This is a genomic window from Pararobbsia alpina (genome assembly GCF_902859895.1).
In the GTDB taxonomy this organism is placed as follows: domain Bacteria; phylum Pseudomonadota; class Gammaproteobacteria; order Burkholderiales; family Burkholderiaceae; genus Pararobbsia; species Pararobbsia alpina.
In genome coordinates this window covers 184,217-200,008 of record NZ_CADIKM010000005.1, presented here as the reverse complement: position 1 = coordinate 200,008, position 15,792 = coordinate 184,217, and the positions used below count along the sequence as shown (strand labels likewise).

Sequence of the window (15,792 nt, the reverse complement as noted above, 5' to 3'; positions counted from 1 at the left end):
TGGCGCTTTTCGTGCCCGGCCGCCGCGTGGGTCATCCCGTGCGGCCGAGCACACCGCTCTTTTTCAGGTCGCACTGCCGCTCGAGGCGTGCGAAATGTTCCGTCTGCGGCAAGGCCCATCACCGGCAGGCTCAAACAGGTCTGCCGGACCGGTTCACCCCAGGTTCATCAGCAGGCCATCACCAGGATTCGCCTCATGCATCCGATGCTCAATATTGCCGTCAAGGCCGCGCGCCGCGGCGGGCAAATCATCAACCGCGCTTCGCTCGACCTCGACCGGATCGCGGTCAGCAAGAAGCAGCACAACGATTTCGTGACCGAAGTCGACAAGGCCTCCGAAGCCGCGATCATCGAAACGATCTCGACCGCTTATCCCGACCACGCGATCCTCGCCGAGGAATCGGGCCGCAGCGAACACCAGTCCGAATTCGAATGGATCATCGACCCGCTCGACGGCACCACCAACTTCATTCACGGTTTTCCTTACTATTGCGTATCGATCGCGCTCGTGCACAACGGCATCGTTACGCAAGGTGTCGTCTACGATCCGAACCGCAATGACCTGTTCGTCGCCTCGCGCGGCCGTGGCGCATTCCTCAATGACCGGCGCATCCGCGTGGGCAAGCGCGACCGCCTGGCCGACAGCCTGATCGGCACGGGTTTTCCGTTCCGCGAGCTCGAAGGCCTCGAACGCTACCTCAAGCTGTTTGGTGAAATGACCGAATCGTGCGCGGGCCTGCGCCGTCCGGGCGCCGCCGCGCTCGACCTGGCGAACGTCGCGGCGGGCCGCATCGACGGCTTTTTCGAACAGGACATCAAGGCATGGGACGTCGCCGCAGGCAGCCTGTTGATCACCGAAGCCGGCGGCCTCGTCGGCAACTACACGGGCGAAGCCGAATTCCTGCATCTCGGCGAGATCCTTGCTGCGAATCCCAAGCTCTACGCGCAGATGATCCACGTGCTGAGCCCCTACAGCAAGACGCGCGAAATCGCGGCATAGGGGCCGGCCCCGACGAGCAGGATGAAGAAAGGCTTCTATACGATCATCGCCGCGCAGTTCGTGTCGTCGCTTGCCGACAACGCGTTGCTGATCGCGGCGATCGCGCTGTTGCGCGATACCCATTCGGCGCCGTGGGTCACGCCGCTGCTGCAGATATTCTTCACGATCTCCTACGTGGTGCTCGCGCCGTTCGTCGGCGCGTTCGCCGACGCGCTGCAAAAACGCCACGTGATGTTCATCTCGAACGCGCTGAAGGCGGGCGGCTGCCTGCTGATGATCGGCAGTGTGCATCCGATGCTCGCCTATGCGATGGTCGGTGTCGGCGCGGCGGCGTACTCGCCCGCGAAGTACGGCATCATGACTGAGCTGCTGCCCGCCAGTAAGCTGGTTGTGGCGAATGCCTGGCTCGAATCGGCCACCGTGCTCTCGACCATCGTCGGCACGATGATCGGCGGCGCGCTGATCAGCGACACCGTGTCGCGCTGGCTGACAGCCGATCCCTGGCCGTTCGTGCATTCGGCCGCGGGGATCGCCATGGTCGTGATGATGCTCGTCTATGCGTTCGCCGGCCTGCTCAATATGGGCATTCCGGATACCGGCGCGCGCTACGTGAACCGGCTGCGTGAGCCGCGCAAGCTCGTCGGCGTATTCCGCCACGCTCTTGTCGTGCTCTGGAACGACAAGCTTGCCCAGATCGCCCTGTGGGTCACGACCCTGTTGTGGGGAAGTGCCGTGACGCTGCAACTGCTCGTGCTCAAGTGGGCGAACGTGCAGCTCGGCATGAGCCTGTCGGATGCCGCGACCTTGCAAGGCGTCACGGGTCTGGGCATCGCCGCGGGAGCCGGTTGGGCCGCCGCGCGCGTGCCGATGCGCAACGCGTTCAAGGTCCTGCCGGTCGGGCTGCTGGTCGGCGTCGTGACCATCTGCATGGCCTTCTACCATCGCGACCTGTTTCCTGCCGGATCGGGCTTCCAGCTCGGGCCGTGGCGTGTGCCCTACTATGTGACGTTCGCGTTTGTCGAGATGATCATCGTCGGCACGCTCGCGGGCTTTTTCGTGGTGCCGATGAATGCCGTGCTCCAACACCGGGGAGCCGAACTTCTGTCGGCCGGGCACTCGATCGCCGTGCAGAATTTCAATCAGAACCTCGCCGTGCTGCTGATGCTCGGTCTCTATGCACTGCTGCTCAAGTGGGATATCGCGATCCAGTGGATCATCGTCCTCTTCGGAGTCGGCGTAGTCTCGCTGATGTGGCTCGCGATGGTCCGGCACAGCCTCAACCAGCGTGAGGACGACGCCGTGGCAGCCCAGCTTGGAGACTGATCCTCAGGTCGGATCCGACATCAGCGGATTATCGGTCAAGAGGCCGATCGTCTCGCCCCGCAGCCAGGCGAGCACGGCGCACTCGCGTTGCTCGAGGACGGCACTCCGGGCCAGCCCTGCCGCCACCATCGCATCGTCAGACAGGCCGAGCAAGTAGTCGAAGCGGGCGATCGTCGCCAGATAGGCGTCGGCACGCGAGCGTGTCAGGTAGCGCCGCCACACCGGGGAAGCGACCATATACTCGACGAGTTCCCTTTCTTCCGCGGCCCGAATGTCCGCGAGGGTGTCTGCGATGTGACTGTCGGAAAGGCGGACACACATCCTGTCCAGTCGCTCGTCATAGCCAAATGAAAAACCTCCCGGCGCGCGGGCGAGCTGAATTCTATAAGCGAGATCGAGCGCGACTTCGAAATCGATTTTGTTCCCGCCTTCCTGAGCGGCGGCTAGCGTCGCCACGCTTTCGCGCCGGAAAGACTCGCGCATGGACAACGCGGCCAGCAGGCCGTCGGCCGCGACGCCCTTGGCCAGCACATGCAATCTTGCGGCAAGCGCCAGCCGGTCGAACACCTGCCGATGACGATCGGCCAGTGCCGCCGCGGCCATTGCCGCCTCGTCCAGAATGTAAGCGCGCAACTCAGGATTCTCCTCGATATCGACGAGCATGCGGTTCACGCCAAACGCGAACCTTGTTCGCCCAGCGTCACTGCCCTGCAGGAATTCCCGCGACGCGCGCAGACCGGCGAGCAGGAAGGCGAACACATGCGAGTTCTTGAAGGGGAAAAGCACATTCCAGCAGGCCTTCTGCTTCGGCGTCAGGCTCTTGCCGATAAACGCACGCCAGATACCGACTTCTTCAATGACGGTCCCCGCCGTGGGCCTGCTTGTGACCCTCGCCGATGCGCCGCGCGCCACCGCCGAGGGCAAGACCCAAGTCTCGAGATGCACCCCGTGATCGAGCGGATTGCGATCCAGAAACACATCAGTGTGCGCCGCCATTCCCTCCAGGACTGGCGGCAATTGCCTGAATCCGCAGCCGACGAGGTCGAGCCATCTCAGGCTACGCAATTTCACAAGATCGAACGGCAGTTCGCAGAGATGGGGATTCTCGTGCAGGCGGAGTTGAACCAGTGCGCTTCGCTGTCCCAAGCCGGTCGGCAAGTCGGCCAGACGCGTGTTGCCGAGATCCAGCGCGACCAAGGACTCGAGCGAAGGCTGCCCCGCACGTGTGCGCTCGCGCAGCAACGGTTCAGGAACGGAGAAAAGCGGATTGCCGTTGAGATCCAGGCGTCTGAGCCGCATCTCGTCGAGACGGGCGGGCAAGTCATAGAGCAGGTTCTGCCGAACCTGCAAGGCGCTCAGGCGGGTCAGACAAGCTATTTCTTCGGGCAGTGCCATCAACATGTTGCAATCGAGATGCAGCGTCTCGAGCGATGCGAGCTTGCCGACTTCCGGTGGTAGCCATGAAAGCCGGTTCGACGAGAGCTTCAGGGTGCGCAGCAAGGTGCATCGACCAATCGCAAAGGGCAGGACCATGATGCGGTTATGACTCAGGTCGAGCGTCTCGAGGTGTACAAACGAATCGATTGTGTCCGGGATATGGCCAATACAATTTGTACCGAGGCTGAGGTCTCGCAAGGTCGCGCGGAATGCGAAATCGAGCGGTGCCGCCGTCAACCGGTTGCCCGACAGATCGAGCGAGACCAGCGGCCCCGGCAGGTCTGCCGGCTCGACTGTCGAGATCTGGTTGACATGCAGGTCGAGTTCGCGCAACGCGGGCGCCTCACGCAGCGCCGGAGGGACTCGCGAGAATTGCGCCATCGCCAGGCTCACGCTCGTCAGCCGGCTCGTGGAACTCAGTTCAATACCGCCTTCGGGCAGTGCGTTCACGGATGCATTGAGCCGTTCGAGCTGCGGGGCGTGCGACACCGTGAGGCGTTGCAGCCGGGAGTCCGCGACATCGAGCCAGTACAGCCGCGGCACATCGCTGACAAGCACTGTGTCGAACCCGCACTCGCTCAATTTGATCTCTTCCAACGTCTCACTGCCCGATACCTCGAGCGCGCCGCTCTCGCGGCGTCTTAGCCGCAATGGCCCTTCTCCCGTCACCAGCAGGCTTTGTATCTCACTGCCAACGATGCGCAGCGTGCGCATCCGCGGCAGACTCCCCATATCGAGGCGGATCTGCTCGTCGGCAACAAAGCGCAAGGTCAAGGAATCGAGCATCCGTTCATTGCGGAGGAAGGGCGGAACCTCACGCACGGCCACCAGGCTAAGGTCGAGGTCGCGCGGCCTGCTATCGAGGGTATTCCTGATCCGTTCCAAAGCGGTTGCCGTGACCTGATACTTCGAGCCCCAAGTGGCGAGTCGCGCGGCTCGCGATGCATCGACTTTCATGGGCGGCTCCGGTTGAATCGAATTCCTGAGAACATCTACCCTATGCCGATATTGGCCGCCGGACTTGTCCGATCCGCTCGCGCGACGGCTATTCGGTCGACTCGCGGCGCGAGACGCGCCGGGTTAAACTGGCACCCGCCAATGCTCGAATTCGGCTCGCATTCAACCTGGCGTCGCTCCGGATCACGTTGTTGCGACCTGGCTGTTCCCGTATTGTTCGTCTCCTTTTTCGCGTTTCGCCCGACTCACCGCGCGCATCATGCTCAATCCCGCCTTGAATTCCGTGTCCGATATGTCGCCGCCTGCGCCTTTGGCCAACCACACGCCGATGATGCAGGGGCGTTATGGCCTTACTGGGTAACGGTTTAAGGCCTCACTCATACGGCGGCCTATACCGAAAAATGCGAGGCTCCCAGCCGGATTCGAACCGACGAGCCCGAGTTGCGCCAGAATCGACGCCAGCCGCCCACCGAAAAGCTCGAAGAACACTATAGATATATGCGATTCCGCCCAATTGCGACCGCGCCACGCGCAAGGTAAGTCGATACGGGGGGCATGCTGTTGATCGGCAAACGCGGCAGCACGCGGATGCTCAGTATCGACCGGCACTTGGGAGCGTGGACCGCATCGGCTGATATCGACACGTCGCGCGAGATCCCGATACCCAAAAAGCGCGATCGGCACCTAGGTTCAGCCTCGTAGGGCGCCGTCGCCCGCTCCAAGTGGATGCCGACATGTGAAGCGCCAAGCCGCCAGTTCCATAGAAAAAGCCCACAAAACAGGTGGGCTTGGATCGGCATTTGGCATCGACTCCTCTAAAAATCGGTAATCCAACCGGGGGCTACGAAAGTCGCGGCGACCTCATGTGCCAAATGAACGACCTGCATTGGAACGACTCCGGTTGGCGGCAGGTCAGTTACAGCGACTAGTGGATACAACTACTTTCCCGCCTTGAGTAACTTCATGCACTCTTCATGGGTTTCGGCCACGTGATTGAACGTGTAGGTTGGCTCAATATCGTATCTGCCGATCATTGCCTCCAAACGGGCTGCCGCCTCCCTTAGCCGCACTGCTTTCGCTTGCGCGCCGAAGAAAGTTATAAGTGCAGTCGTGAGAGCAGCGATCCAGGACACAACCTGACCCACCGTTGCATTGGGAATAATCAGAGTAGGATGTGCTGCCGCCAAGCTTGACGCCGCAATACCTGCTACTCCTAGGCAGTAATGAAGTATTGAAAAGCCAAGAGCAGAAGTACGCCAATTGGCTGCATCCTTTCGGAATCTCTCAATCCCTGATCGGGGTGCCGTTGCGCTTTTTATGATAAACAGCGAATGAAAATACGCGCTCGTAAATTGATAGACGGCAAATGCGGCAAACATGAAGAGCGGAATTTCGACAAACGACCCTAGCGACAAAAGACGCCCAATCACAACCGCGATGCCCCCCGAAGCTAATGATGTCACGATCCAGACGATTGCAGCTACAGGATGCATTTTTTCCCCTCGTTCCCTTTTAGGTGTTGTCGGATGCTCATGCTCATATTGCGCGGTGCATGTAGCCGTCAGGTCGGTGTTGTACCCGTCGCATCGATTGTCAGTTTGCGAGGCGGAAAAGGATATGCCTCGGCCGCCATCTCCTCAGCAGGATACAGGTTCAGAAACGACCGCGCCTCGTCGGTACTGCGGCAGTTTAGCCAATCCTCATGTCCGTCTGGCCGTACGATCACAACCGACCGCTTCTCGTCCCCCGGCTTGTGGAAACGTTTCATCAAGGAAGTTCGTTGGCGTTGACCGTTAGCATGGTCAACGAGAGCGATAGCGGCCCTTCTGGCTCCTCCCACGCGCGCCATAGACCCGCGATAGCGAGCGGCTCGCCCGACTCCATGCCGATCTTCCAACGCACCGGCTTGCCTGTCTCGTAGTTCGGCTCGTAGAAGCTCTCGCACGGGATCAGGCAAAGCTGCAGGCGGTTCCACGCGCCGCTGAAGCTGCGCTTCTCACCGACGGACTCGGCCCGCGCGTTCATCGTGTCGAAGACCTTCACGCCGGGCGGGATGCGCTTGCGCGGCACCATGCCGAACGTGGCCGGGTGAGTGCTGAAGCTATCCGCGGCGCGGCGGAAGATCGGCGCGACGTGTCCCGTTGCGAGTAAACTTGATGCCGCTCTCTCCAAACACAAGAAACCGGGAAGCCCCAATTGAGTGACCAAATACAAAAGACGACCGTCATAGCGGTTTATTCTGCCGGCGTAGCCGCCTGCTATCTGGCGGGATTCTGGGGCCGATTTGATTTAAATATTTTTCAGTTCGCCGGCCTTACAGGTTTTGCGAGCATGGCACTCTACCCGCTGATGACAGCGATTGGATTGAATCTCTTGGCCAGTTTGGTCGCCACTTCCCGCCCACCCGTCCCGCCGGTTACCCAAACCACCGGCAAAGACAGCGTTTGGCGCCGCGTGTTTCAAAAGGTATTCAAGATTTGGTTCGCACTCGCGCCGCTCGGCGCACTCATCGTCATTTCAGTGATGTCGGACCCCGTCAAATGGGTGTTTCTGCTGGGCGTGATGTTCCCTTGGATCAACTGGTTCGCCGAGACACCCCTCGTTGTCCAGTTTATTCCTAGCCAATCCCGGCAGAAAGTCGTCTACTGGTTGATCGCACTTCCGATTCTCGCGATTCAACTCGGCTCGTCGCACGCTCAAGCGTACTTCGACGGCACAGAAACGCGGACTGTCGCTCCGACAGGCGCGGCAAAGGATTTGCAGTGGGATAAGCAACACCCGATCGGGTATCTAGGCTTCGCGGGAGGGACGCATTTCCTGTTCGAAAGTAAAACTGGAAACCTCATCATGATAAATCAAGCCGTAGCGGAACCATTGAGCCTTCAAGAAAAACCGTTACCCACGATGGTCGAGTGGGTCCGCGGCATCCTACATCTCAAACCGTAGGGACGATTCCCGGGATACACACTGGTTCGCGGGATTGAACGCGCGGACGACGTGGACGAACGGCGCCAACATGCGCTATCGTGCATGCAAGGTGGCCGGGCCGGTCGCAACGAGGAATCAGACGATGCAATCAGCACTTGACGCTTTCGAGCGCCGCATCACGCGCAGGCTGTACGCGGTCGCTGTCACCGTCGTGCTCGCGGAAGCGCTGCTTCGGCACTTCTGGACCTGAGCGCGGCATCTAAGTCTTCGTTGCGCTTCACGCACTACGCCATCGTTGGTGCCCATGATGTTCTCGGCTATCGTGCCGCGAAACCAGCACTCACCCGATGGCCTCGCCGAGGAGAGAATCCTAGAGGAAACCACCAACGCGGCCACGAAGCGCAGGGGGTAGGATCGGCGGGACCGTAACAAAGGGTCGGCATTGCGTCGGCCCTTTTCAGTTTCAAGTCGTTGATTTCAAAAGCTCAAAATTGAGCTTCACACGGGGAGCGGCCATGGACGCCTGCGCGCTTGACATGCTGCTTCGAGACTTCATTGCTGAAGTCCTGCGCGTATTGGAGCGCCGCCGACACGAACCGGACTTGAAACCGTCGTTGGATGCGGTGTGCATGGCAGCCTCCGCGCGTATCCGAAACGAAATACCGCCCGATGATTTCGAGCGCCTGCAGATACACGTGCTGCTCGCGCTGCAGATAAACGGTCGGTGCGATCACGGCGTACGGCTGGGGTTCTTCTGGCTGGCTGGCGAGGCGGTTGAGCACGACTTCGACAGCGCAGAGGTAGCACGCGCCGCCGCGCGCCTACGCGATGCACTCATGGGGAGAGCGCCGCATGGACGCGAATGAGGTGTCCGTCAGGCAATTCTGCAAGTTCGTCTTCGACACTCGGGCCGACTTTCACGCTGGCATCGGGCCGCGCGACCCACTACCGCTCATTGAGACAGAGGCGCGCCGGGTCGCGGTCATCATCACGCCGACCATCAGCAAACGGTCGTGGTACGGCCTATGGCATGTCCTGAAGGAACTCACTGCCGAGTGCAATGGCGACCCGGTCGTGGCCGCGCTTCTGTATCTGGCGATTCAATGCACCACCGCAGGGGACGCGCTCAATCGCGGCGAGGATGAAACAGATGTGAAGCGCAGGATAGACGCCTGCGTGCGGGACATGGCGAAGAGGATGGTCTGAGGCGCGGATAGCGCCTGCGGCGGATCGGCTCGCCATCGGCGATAGCTGCGCACCACCAATGAGGTGCGATCCCGTCTTAGCCCCGCCATCCTTCGGTTACATTGATCCACGCGGATTGGGTCGCCTTCAGCCAGACGCCGTTTGCGCCCTCCTGCCATGCGTACGTTTTCTCGCGCACCACGGCACCCTGTTCGAGACACGTATCTGTGATCATGTTGTTGTTCGCGTCGTACGTGTACTGGTGCGGCAGCGCGCCGGGTTCAAAGGTCACGCCGTTCGCATCTTTCACCAGGATTCTTACACCTTCCGCCATTTCATTGCCTTTTGATTCGCTATGTTTGTCTCGCTCGCTAGGAGCGCCCGTAAAGGATGGCGTCACGTACGGGCGGAGAGCGGACGAAAAAAAGCCCGCACTAGGCGGGCGAAGCCTTTCGGCTGGATGATCTCACCGCGGTGAGATTAGATCTCATGTTCGCATCACGAGTTTCAGCCGTGGCTGCTTCCTTTTCTTCGCGTACTTCCGCGCGTGCTGCTCGCGATAGATCGCGGCCATATCGATGCTGCACGCAATCGAGGATTCTTTCGCTCGATCAACCGCCACACCCATCGCTGCGATTCGAGCATCGAGCGCCTCAATGCTCTTGTTCTCCCGATATCCAATCACGCTCGTTACCTTGTCCATACCACTCCTATTCGGCAACGCGCACGCCGCCCGTGTTGCCTTCGCTGTTAGATGGGATGCGCCGTCGCGAACCTACTTCTGAACGCGCACAACCGAGCCCTCGCCGAGCCACGGTGTCACGTCAATGATGTTCGTTGGCGAATCGATTTGACTGTACTGCTGAGACGAGAAACCCTGCGGAGCGCCGCTGCCAGTCGTGGACTGCACCTGAGTATTCGGAGTAGCTCCTTCCGGACTGTGCGGGTCACCACCTTATGCAGTAGGACCTGAATATTAGGGTTACGTACCTTTACTTTCACTATTACGACCCCGGAACTTCCATGATAATCGGATCTTTATATGCTCCCGACGCGGTAGGAAGCGGAACCTTCGTGCTAATTTTCTTCGTCTTCTGGCCGCCCCCAGGGGTGCCGACAGTCTGATGAAGGTTGATAACGATGTCGCTACCGTTGAGAGAGTCAGCGATGCCCGAGCGGATATCAGCTTCTTTGCTCTTTTCCTTCGGACGTTCGACCTTGTTGCTGAATACGCGCGCCGCATCCTTGCCGTTCGATGCAAAAAACTCTGCGCCGGGCCCGGCCTCTTCACCGCCCTTCTTCATCGAGCGCATCATGTATTCGATTTGGTCGTGCTGGCTCGAACCATAGAGGCTCTCGTGCATCACCTTCTGGAAGTCTGCCGCGCGAGACTTATCGAACTGGAAAAGTCCATACGATCCGACGTTCCCAGCAGCCGGGTCCATGGATGATTCACGGATGGCGCTAGCCATGATCGCGGACGCGTGTGCCTTATCGACGCCCGCGCCCATAATCTGGCGCATGCCGTCCACGACATTGCTATTGGCAGAGTAAGCGTCGCCGACCATTGATCCGTACATGCCGTTAGCCCACGCCGCAGCACTGTCGCCCGAGTTGTCCGCGTGGCCTCTCATGTCGCGTGCATTGCCTGCGCCGCCGACGGTAGAACCTCCAGCAGCCGCCGAGGAGCCACCGGGCTGAACGACAATGCCCTTGCTTCCTGCGACCGACGACGGGCCCAAGCCATAGCCATACGGCGCACCGCCTCCGCTCACCGCAGCAGCCGGGCCAGCCATGCCAACCATCTTCAGAAGCGCCTGCATAGACGTGTTGGCAATAGGCAGCAGCCCGTCGCCGATCTTCGTCTCGATGTTGGTCAGCGTCGAATCGATATTGCGCTGGATCGTGGCCTGCGTGTCCTCTTGACCCTTGCCGGACATCACGCGAATCAGTTCGTTTTGGAACTGTTGGAAGTTGTTGCTACCTTCCGCCTTATCCATTGCATCGATATCTGAGCGCTGCATGTCGGGGCGACCACGAATGCTATTGCGGTACAGCTTGTCGAGGTCATCAAACGTACCGGCATTTGCAATCGATGAAACTGTAGAAAGCCCTCCCTCCCGAACGTCACCAAGATTTACCCCAGCGTTCTTTATGGCGGACAAGGTTCTGTTACGGTCGGGATCGGTCATGTTCATGAACGATGCCGTATCGCCATAGGAGCGTAGGCCGAAATAGTTCTTCTCGGCATCAAGCTCCATTTCAGTGCCATACTGGCCGCGACCGCCATATGCCTTGTCGAACGCGCCCTTGACGACATCGAAATTTGTCCCGGACGGCCCGGTCCCCTGACTATCCCAGTTCGCTATGCCATGGGCACTCATGTAGCCACTGATATCGCTATTATTGAGACCGTTTCCGAACAGCCCCCCTTCTGCGCGCATCGCGGCTCGGATCGGATCGAGGTTGCCGAATGCCTGCATCGTGAAGTTGCGTGAGGCTTCCGTGCCGCCCATGTGCTGCATGGATGCGTTGGCCGTTCCGAGGATCGAAGAGGCGTGGTCCGCCGTCATGCCATCGCTTCCGAGTAGCGACGAATATGCGTTTCCGAATCGGTTCAGATCTACCGAGCCAGAATTGAACGCATTCTGCTGCGATGCGAAGCCTTGCATGGCCTGCATAACTTCAGCGGGTGTAGCCCTGCTTTGCGTATGGCTGATAGCTTCAGCAATCTGTACGGCGAGTTCCTTGTTGTTCTGGCGCGAGTTGATGCGCTGCATCCCCGCCACGAAGGAAACGCCCTGCGACGGATCGAGACCGTACGCGCGCCCGAGGTCTGCACCGCCGCGCGTAGCGCGCGCCAGGTCTTCCGGAGTGCGGTAATAGCCGCCGCTCTGCGCATTGGCCTGCCCTTCGAGTTTGACGAATTCGCCATTCGCCATACCGAGCCCACCCGCGAACTTCCACGACTGTTCGCTAAGGTCGCTAAAGGCTACTCCGAGATCGCCCATTGAGCGTTTGAGCGTGTCGAGGTCAACGTTGCGGGCCCTGGCCTGCGTCATGCCCTCCATGCCAGCGCCAACGACGGAAGTGAGTCCTGAAAGACCAGCGCCCAGTAGGCCGCCATCCATAAACCCAGTAATCATCCCGCCAACGGGGCCGCCGATGCCGTTGCCGATAGCCATTGCCGCAGCCGGACCAATCCCGCCAGACGGGCGACGCGACCACCATGGACCACCACCACCGCCACCACCGGCACCACCAGAGGACCCGCCACCGGAACGCGTGGGGCGACGACCACCACCGCCACCACCACCGCCACCGGAGCCGCCTGATCCGCCGCCTGAGCTACCAGCACCAGTTCCAGCGCCGCCACCAGCACCGGGCGCAACGGCGTTTCCATTCGCATCTACATCGTTCGCCAGCGTGGGGTCGAGGGACGTGCCGCGTACCGTGTTCATGAACGCACGATCACGAAGACGCTGCGCCACCTGCGGATTAGCAGACAACTTAGAAAAGTCTACCTGCGAGATATGCGCGCCGGATTGTCCGGTCGCTTTCAGCGCGTTTCGAAGCTGCGAGGAGAGCGCGATGGTCTGCTGAAACTGCTTGTTGACGAGGGCAAGGTCTCGCGCCATCAGCTTCACATCAGTCGGCTCGAAGCGCAATTTTTGGTTGGCTGATACCGCCGCGCCCAGCTTGTTCATGCTGGACGTGATTTTCTGAATGGCAGCGTCCACGCCCTGCACGCCCGCTGAAACTCCTATCTTTATTTCCGGCATTTTTTGTACTCACGAATGCGTGTTAGATGCATTCAGGTTGGCGTCACGAAGGCCCTGCGCGGACCAATGAAAAAGCCGCTCGAAAGCGGCCCTGTGGCTGAGTCGGTAGAGCCGCGAGAGGGCGGCCCGGGATACTTTGCCAGCGCTTAGCTGACCTGGCCGTTAAGGCAAATGCTCTTGAGCATTTTGCTTGGCGTGTACAGCGTGAATACCGACGTACGGGTCACAGAGCGCGGGTTCGATGCGAGGTGCGCTTGCAAACGTGCCTGCACCGCTTGGCATAGCTTGCTATCGAGTTCGGCGATCATGGCATCGAGTTCGCGCGCCTGAATTTCGGCCTCCTCTTTGCGGGCCTGTAGTTCGGCGGTTTGAACGGCTGCGTTCGAGCGCTGCAGAGCGGCTGTGCGTTCGCTCACTGCGGTCTGCGAGCCTTTGAGCATGCCGTTAATGTCGGCCTCATCGTCCATAGCCAGACGCAACTGCATTGCCCACTTGCCATCCGGATCGCCCTTCTCCTTCGTTTCGCGGACTGCTTCTTCTGCCTTTGCGCGAGCCTCAGTGAGGCGCACCAGAAGGGCGCTATTGGCTTGCGTCACATGGTCGAGTGCGGTAGCTGCTTCGGTATGGGCAAGACGGGCGCGGGCAAGTGCTTCGAGAGCGTGAGTCGTCATAGGTAATGCTCCTTTGAATTCGGGTATCGGGTTAAATAAAGCTCGAACGCGTGTCGGGGACGGCGCGGACAGTCAGGTATGAGCGAACAGCTTTGAGGCGTGCATTACGAGCCTCCTGCAGGGTCCGCGCAGCCGAGCGAATGCCATCCTCACGCTCGGCCTCTGCGGATGCCACAGCGGCGCGTTTAGCGGATTCCTGAGCAGCTTGCGCATCGACGGCGCGTTGCTGCTCGGCTTCGAGTTCGCGGACGTATTCGCGAAGCTTGGCCGTAGGGTCGCCAGCGGTGAGCGCCTTAGCGAGCGCAGCGCGGGCGGCTTCGATCTTCGTGTTCAGTTCGGACATTTCGGTCTCCACGTTGGCCGCTTTCTTCACGGTCGGTTTCGTTGCGGTCGTCACTTCCCTTACTCCTGTTTGGCCGATTCGATACGGCGTTGAATCCATTTATCGACCAGGCTCGATTGCCAGGCTACTGCCCTGCCAGTGAGTTTTACGGACTTCGGAAAGTCCCCGGCCTTCATCATTTGATACATCAGTGCACGGGTCAAACCCGTACGGCTCATTACCTCTTCGAGCCGGATCAGCCTTTCGTGAACTTCAGTGGACACATCACCGCTCCCATGGATGCCGCTGGAATAACTGCATGATGCGATCACGACTTTTTTCATGTCCACGGTTGTCCATGGTTGTCATAGATTGGCGCGGTCGATTGCCCGCATACGCTCGCTATACGTCTATGGATTTGTCGTGACTTCAGGTTTCTCCTATCTAAACTGCTCATAGGATCGAACCCGATGGAACCCGATAAACAGAAGTCCGAACTGGTTGTGCTTGGGGCGCAGATTGCCGACGATGGCGATGCGCGTTACAGGCTTGTCGATTTGCACAAGGCGTCTGGCAAGCTCGAAAAGCACAAGCCGGTCCAGTTCATGCGCCTGCAATCCACGCAGGACCTCATCAACGAACTGCGCGCGGAAAAGGTGGGAAATCCCACCCTTTCGCCAGACCCCATCAACACAAAGAAGGGGCGCGGCGGCGGCATTCACGTTTGCCGCGAACTCGTCTATACGTATGCAATGTGGATTTCGGCGAAGTTTCACCTGAAGGTCATTCGCTCATTTGATGCGATAGTCGCGCAGAACTCGGACGAGCAACTGTCTGCAACCGATAAGGTTTTGCGCGCAGAAAAGGCTCTTGATAACGAGGTTTTGGGTGTGAGCCAAGCCGCAAGCAAGCTCGCAAAAAGCAAGCGCACCGTACCGCCATTGCGGACTGCGTTCGTGGAGGCGGCCCATGGCCTTCAATTGTGCTTCCCGGGATTGGACGTTACGCCGCTGCTCGAAGCGGCCAAGCCGAAGCTCAAGCGCGCCCGCAGGTAGCCACCTTAAATCGGTGCCGACCTGATTCAATCCGGACCCCCGGCCATCCGGACGTGACCATATCGTTTAGCGCAGACAGTACCGTCTAAACGTTGCGGGGACGCCCGCGAAGGAATCTCAACCATGCACCCATTGCTCACCAGTCGTCAGCAGGACCTTGACGCCATGCCGGCGCATCAGGCGCTGCTTTCGAATTTCGGCATTCTCGCCAAGTCGCAGGCGCATGCCAGTTTGCTTCACAGCACGTTGCGCGCGAGCTCAAACGATCATGCCCATGGAAAGGCCCCGGCCAACGTCCACAGCGTCATCGCGCGCAGCGCCGCGTCAGACATTGATCGCGAAGCAGAGCGCAAGTATGGCGAGCGCAAAACCGCATTGGTGCGGCAGCGTGCCAAGCGCGGGGGTAGCCGACAAGAGGACGAACAACTTCGCCGCATGTCTGAAGCGCGCACCAATGGCGGCATCAACCGCGGTGCTAGCGAAGAGATCGGGGCCAATGGCGAGCCCGTCACGCGCGGCGGCAATGCTGGCTGCTTTACCAATCTCCACGCCAAGGTTAAGGCGGCAATGAATGGCGTAGCAGGCACCGCAGACGACATCATGGCGGCCCTGCAATCGCTCGGCAAGCGCACCAGCGGAGCAGCCAGGGCTAAGGCAATCGCAGCGGTTGACGCGAGCGGCGAAGGCTTCGAGGAACGCGATGGCATCCCGGCGCACGCCACCACGGCGAAGGCGGTAGGCGTTGTACGTGCCACGGTCAAGCCCACGGCACCCGCCAAGCCGACGCTGGCGACGATCCGTAAGTCGCTCGGAAAAACGGCCTCGCTCATGAGGTCGATGGGCTTGGATGTCTCGTATGACAGCGATAGTGTCACGCTCACGGGCGGCGATGCCATGCGCAAGCAATCGCTCGATAAGTCGCGCATATTCGGCACGACAGTCGGCGGCGATGCAGTCGGTCAACCGAAGCGCTACACCGCCGAGCAAATCGAGCGCGCAGCATCCGCCGCCCTGGCAGCCGGGAAACTGACTGGCGCTCAAGCAAACAGCATTGCCACCTATATCGCAATGGGATCGATGCCACCGCCTGACTTGCTCGCGTGCCTAACTGGCGAATCGGCATAACACTAAAC

16 protein-coding genes are annotated in these 15,792 nt (G+C 60.0%); 7 read left to right on the top strand and 9 right to left on the bottom strand.

What is annotated here, in order from left to right; translation table 11 throughout:
* The first annotated feature begins 195 nt into the window (after window positions 1-195).
* Together HV670_RS08205 and lplT are read left to right on the top strand one after the other, a co-directional pair.
* Window positions 196-999 carry an inositol monophosphatase family protein gene (locus tag HV670_RS08205; protein WP_175104257.1) on the top strand — a complete coding sequence of 268 codons (804 nt, stop codon included), beginning with the start codon at window positions 196-198 and terminating at the stop codon, window positions 997-999.
* A 21-nt stretch (window positions 1,000-1,020) separates the two neighbouring features.
* Window positions 1,021-2,322, top strand: a complete 1,302-nt coding sequence (gene lplT, locus HV670_RS08200; protein ID WP_175104256.1) for a lysophospholipid transporter LplT — start codon at window positions 1,021-1,023, stop codon at window positions 2,320-2,322.
* 3 nt (window positions 2,323-2,325) lie between these two features.
* Here the strand turns inward: lplT and HV670_RS08195 are convergent, their stop codons facing one another.
* The 3 genes from HV670_RS08195 to HV670_RS30930 form a co-directional block, all read right to left on the bottom strand.
* Window positions 2,326-4,716: a leucine-rich repeat domain-containing protein gene (locus HV670_RS08195; protein WP_175104255.1), complete on the bottom strand. Its 2,391-nt coding sequence runs from the start codon at window positions 4,714-4,716 to the stop codon at window positions 2,326-2,328.
* A gap of 938 nt (window positions 4,717-5,654) precedes the next feature.
* The gene (locus HV670_RS08190) at window positions 5,655-6,209 is read right to left on the bottom strand and encodes a hypothetical protein (protein WP_175104254.1); all 555 of its coding nucleotides are present in this window, start codon (window positions 6,207-6,209) and stop codon (window positions 5,655-5,657) included.
* Between the two features lie 274 nt (window positions 6,210-6,483).
* The gene (locus HV670_RS30930) at window positions 6,484-6,888 is read right to left on the bottom strand and encodes an SOS response-associated peptidase family protein (RefSeq protein ID WP_343054359.1); all 405 of its coding nucleotides are present in this window, start codon (window positions 6,886-6,888) and stop codon (window positions 6,484-6,486) included.
* A gap of 24 nt (window positions 6,889-6,912) precedes the next feature.
* Between HV670_RS30930 and HV670_RS08180 the strand changes: the two genes are divergently transcribed.
* The 3 genes from HV670_RS08180 (at window position 6,913) to HV670_RS08170 (ending at window position 8,850) form a co-directional block, all read left to right on the top strand.
* A complete protein-coding gene (locus HV670_RS08180) occupies window positions 6,913-7,662 on the top strand; it encodes a hypothetical protein (protein ID WP_175104253.1) in 750 nt (249 codons plus the stop codon).
* A gap of 497 nt (window positions 7,663-8,159) precedes the next feature.
* A complete protein-coding gene (locus HV670_RS08175) occupies window positions 8,160-8,510 on the top strand; it encodes a hypothetical protein (RefSeq protein ID WP_175104252.1) in 351 nt (116 codons plus the stop codon).
* On the top strand, window positions 8,497-8,850 hold the full coding sequence (locus HV670_RS08170; RefSeq protein ID WP_175104251.1) for a hypothetical protein: 354 nt from the start codon (window positions 8,497-8,499) through the stop codon (window positions 8,848-8,850). The genes HV670_RS08175 and HV670_RS08170 overlap by 14 nt, the downstream gene beginning before the upstream one ends.
* A gap of 76 nt (window positions 8,851-8,926) precedes the next feature.
* Here HV670_RS08170 and HV670_RS08165 read toward each other — a convergent pair whose 3' ends face one another.
* The 6 genes from HV670_RS08165 to HV670_RS08140 form a co-directional block, all read right to left on the bottom strand.
* On the bottom strand, window positions 8,927-9,163 hold the full coding sequence (locus HV670_RS08165; protein WP_217478387.1) for a hypothetical protein: 237 nt from the start codon (window positions 9,161-9,163) through the stop codon (window positions 8,927-8,929).
* A 153-nt stretch (window positions 9,164-9,316) separates the two neighbouring features.
* Window positions 9,317-9,532 carry a hypothetical protein gene (locus HV670_RS08160; RefSeq protein WP_175104249.1) on the bottom strand — a complete coding sequence of 72 codons (216 nt, stop codon included), beginning with the start codon at window positions 9,530-9,532 and terminating at the stop codon, window positions 9,317-9,319.
* A 301-nt stretch (window positions 9,533-9,833) separates the two neighbouring features.
* Window positions 9,834-12,611 carry a phage tail tip lysozyme gene (locus HV670_RS08155; RefSeq protein WP_175104248.1) on the bottom strand — a complete coding sequence of 926 codons (2,778 nt, stop codon included), beginning with the start codon at window positions 12,609-12,611 and terminating at the stop codon, window positions 9,834-9,836.
* A 146-nt stretch (window positions 12,612-12,757) separates the two neighbouring features.
* Window positions 12,758-13,282 carry a hypothetical protein gene (locus HV670_RS08150; protein WP_175104247.1) on the bottom strand — a complete coding sequence of 175 codons (525 nt, stop codon included), beginning with the start codon at window positions 13,280-13,282 and terminating at the stop codon, window positions 12,758-12,760.
* Between the two features lie 31 nt (window positions 13,283-13,313).
* Window positions 13,314-13,679, bottom strand: a complete 366-nt coding sequence (locus HV670_RS08145; RefSeq protein ID WP_175104246.1) for a hypothetical protein — start codon at window positions 13,677-13,679, stop codon at window positions 13,314-13,316.
* Window positions 13,680-13,684: 5 nt separating this feature from the next.
* The gene (locus tag HV670_RS08140; RefSeq protein WP_175104245.1) at window positions 13,685-13,948 is read right to left on the bottom strand and encodes a helix-turn-helix transcriptional regulator; all 264 of its coding nucleotides are present in this window, start codon (window positions 13,946-13,948) and stop codon (window positions 13,685-13,687) included.
* Window positions 13,949-14,074: 126 nt separating this feature from the next.
* Between HV670_RS08140 and HV670_RS08135 the strand changes: the two genes are divergently transcribed.
* Together HV670_RS08135 and HV670_RS08130 are read left to right on the top strand one after the other, a co-directional pair.
* On the top strand, window positions 14,075-14,659 hold the full coding sequence (locus HV670_RS08135; RefSeq protein ID WP_175104244.1) for a KilA-N domain-containing protein: 585 nt from the start codon (window positions 14,075-14,077) through the stop codon (window positions 14,657-14,659).
* 123 nt (window positions 14,660-14,782) lie between these two features.
* A complete protein-coding gene (locus tag HV670_RS08130; RefSeq protein WP_175104243.1) occupies window positions 14,783-15,784 on the top strand; it encodes a hypothetical protein in 1,002 nt (333 codons plus the stop codon).
* Window positions 15,785-15,792 lie beyond the last annotated feature (8 nt).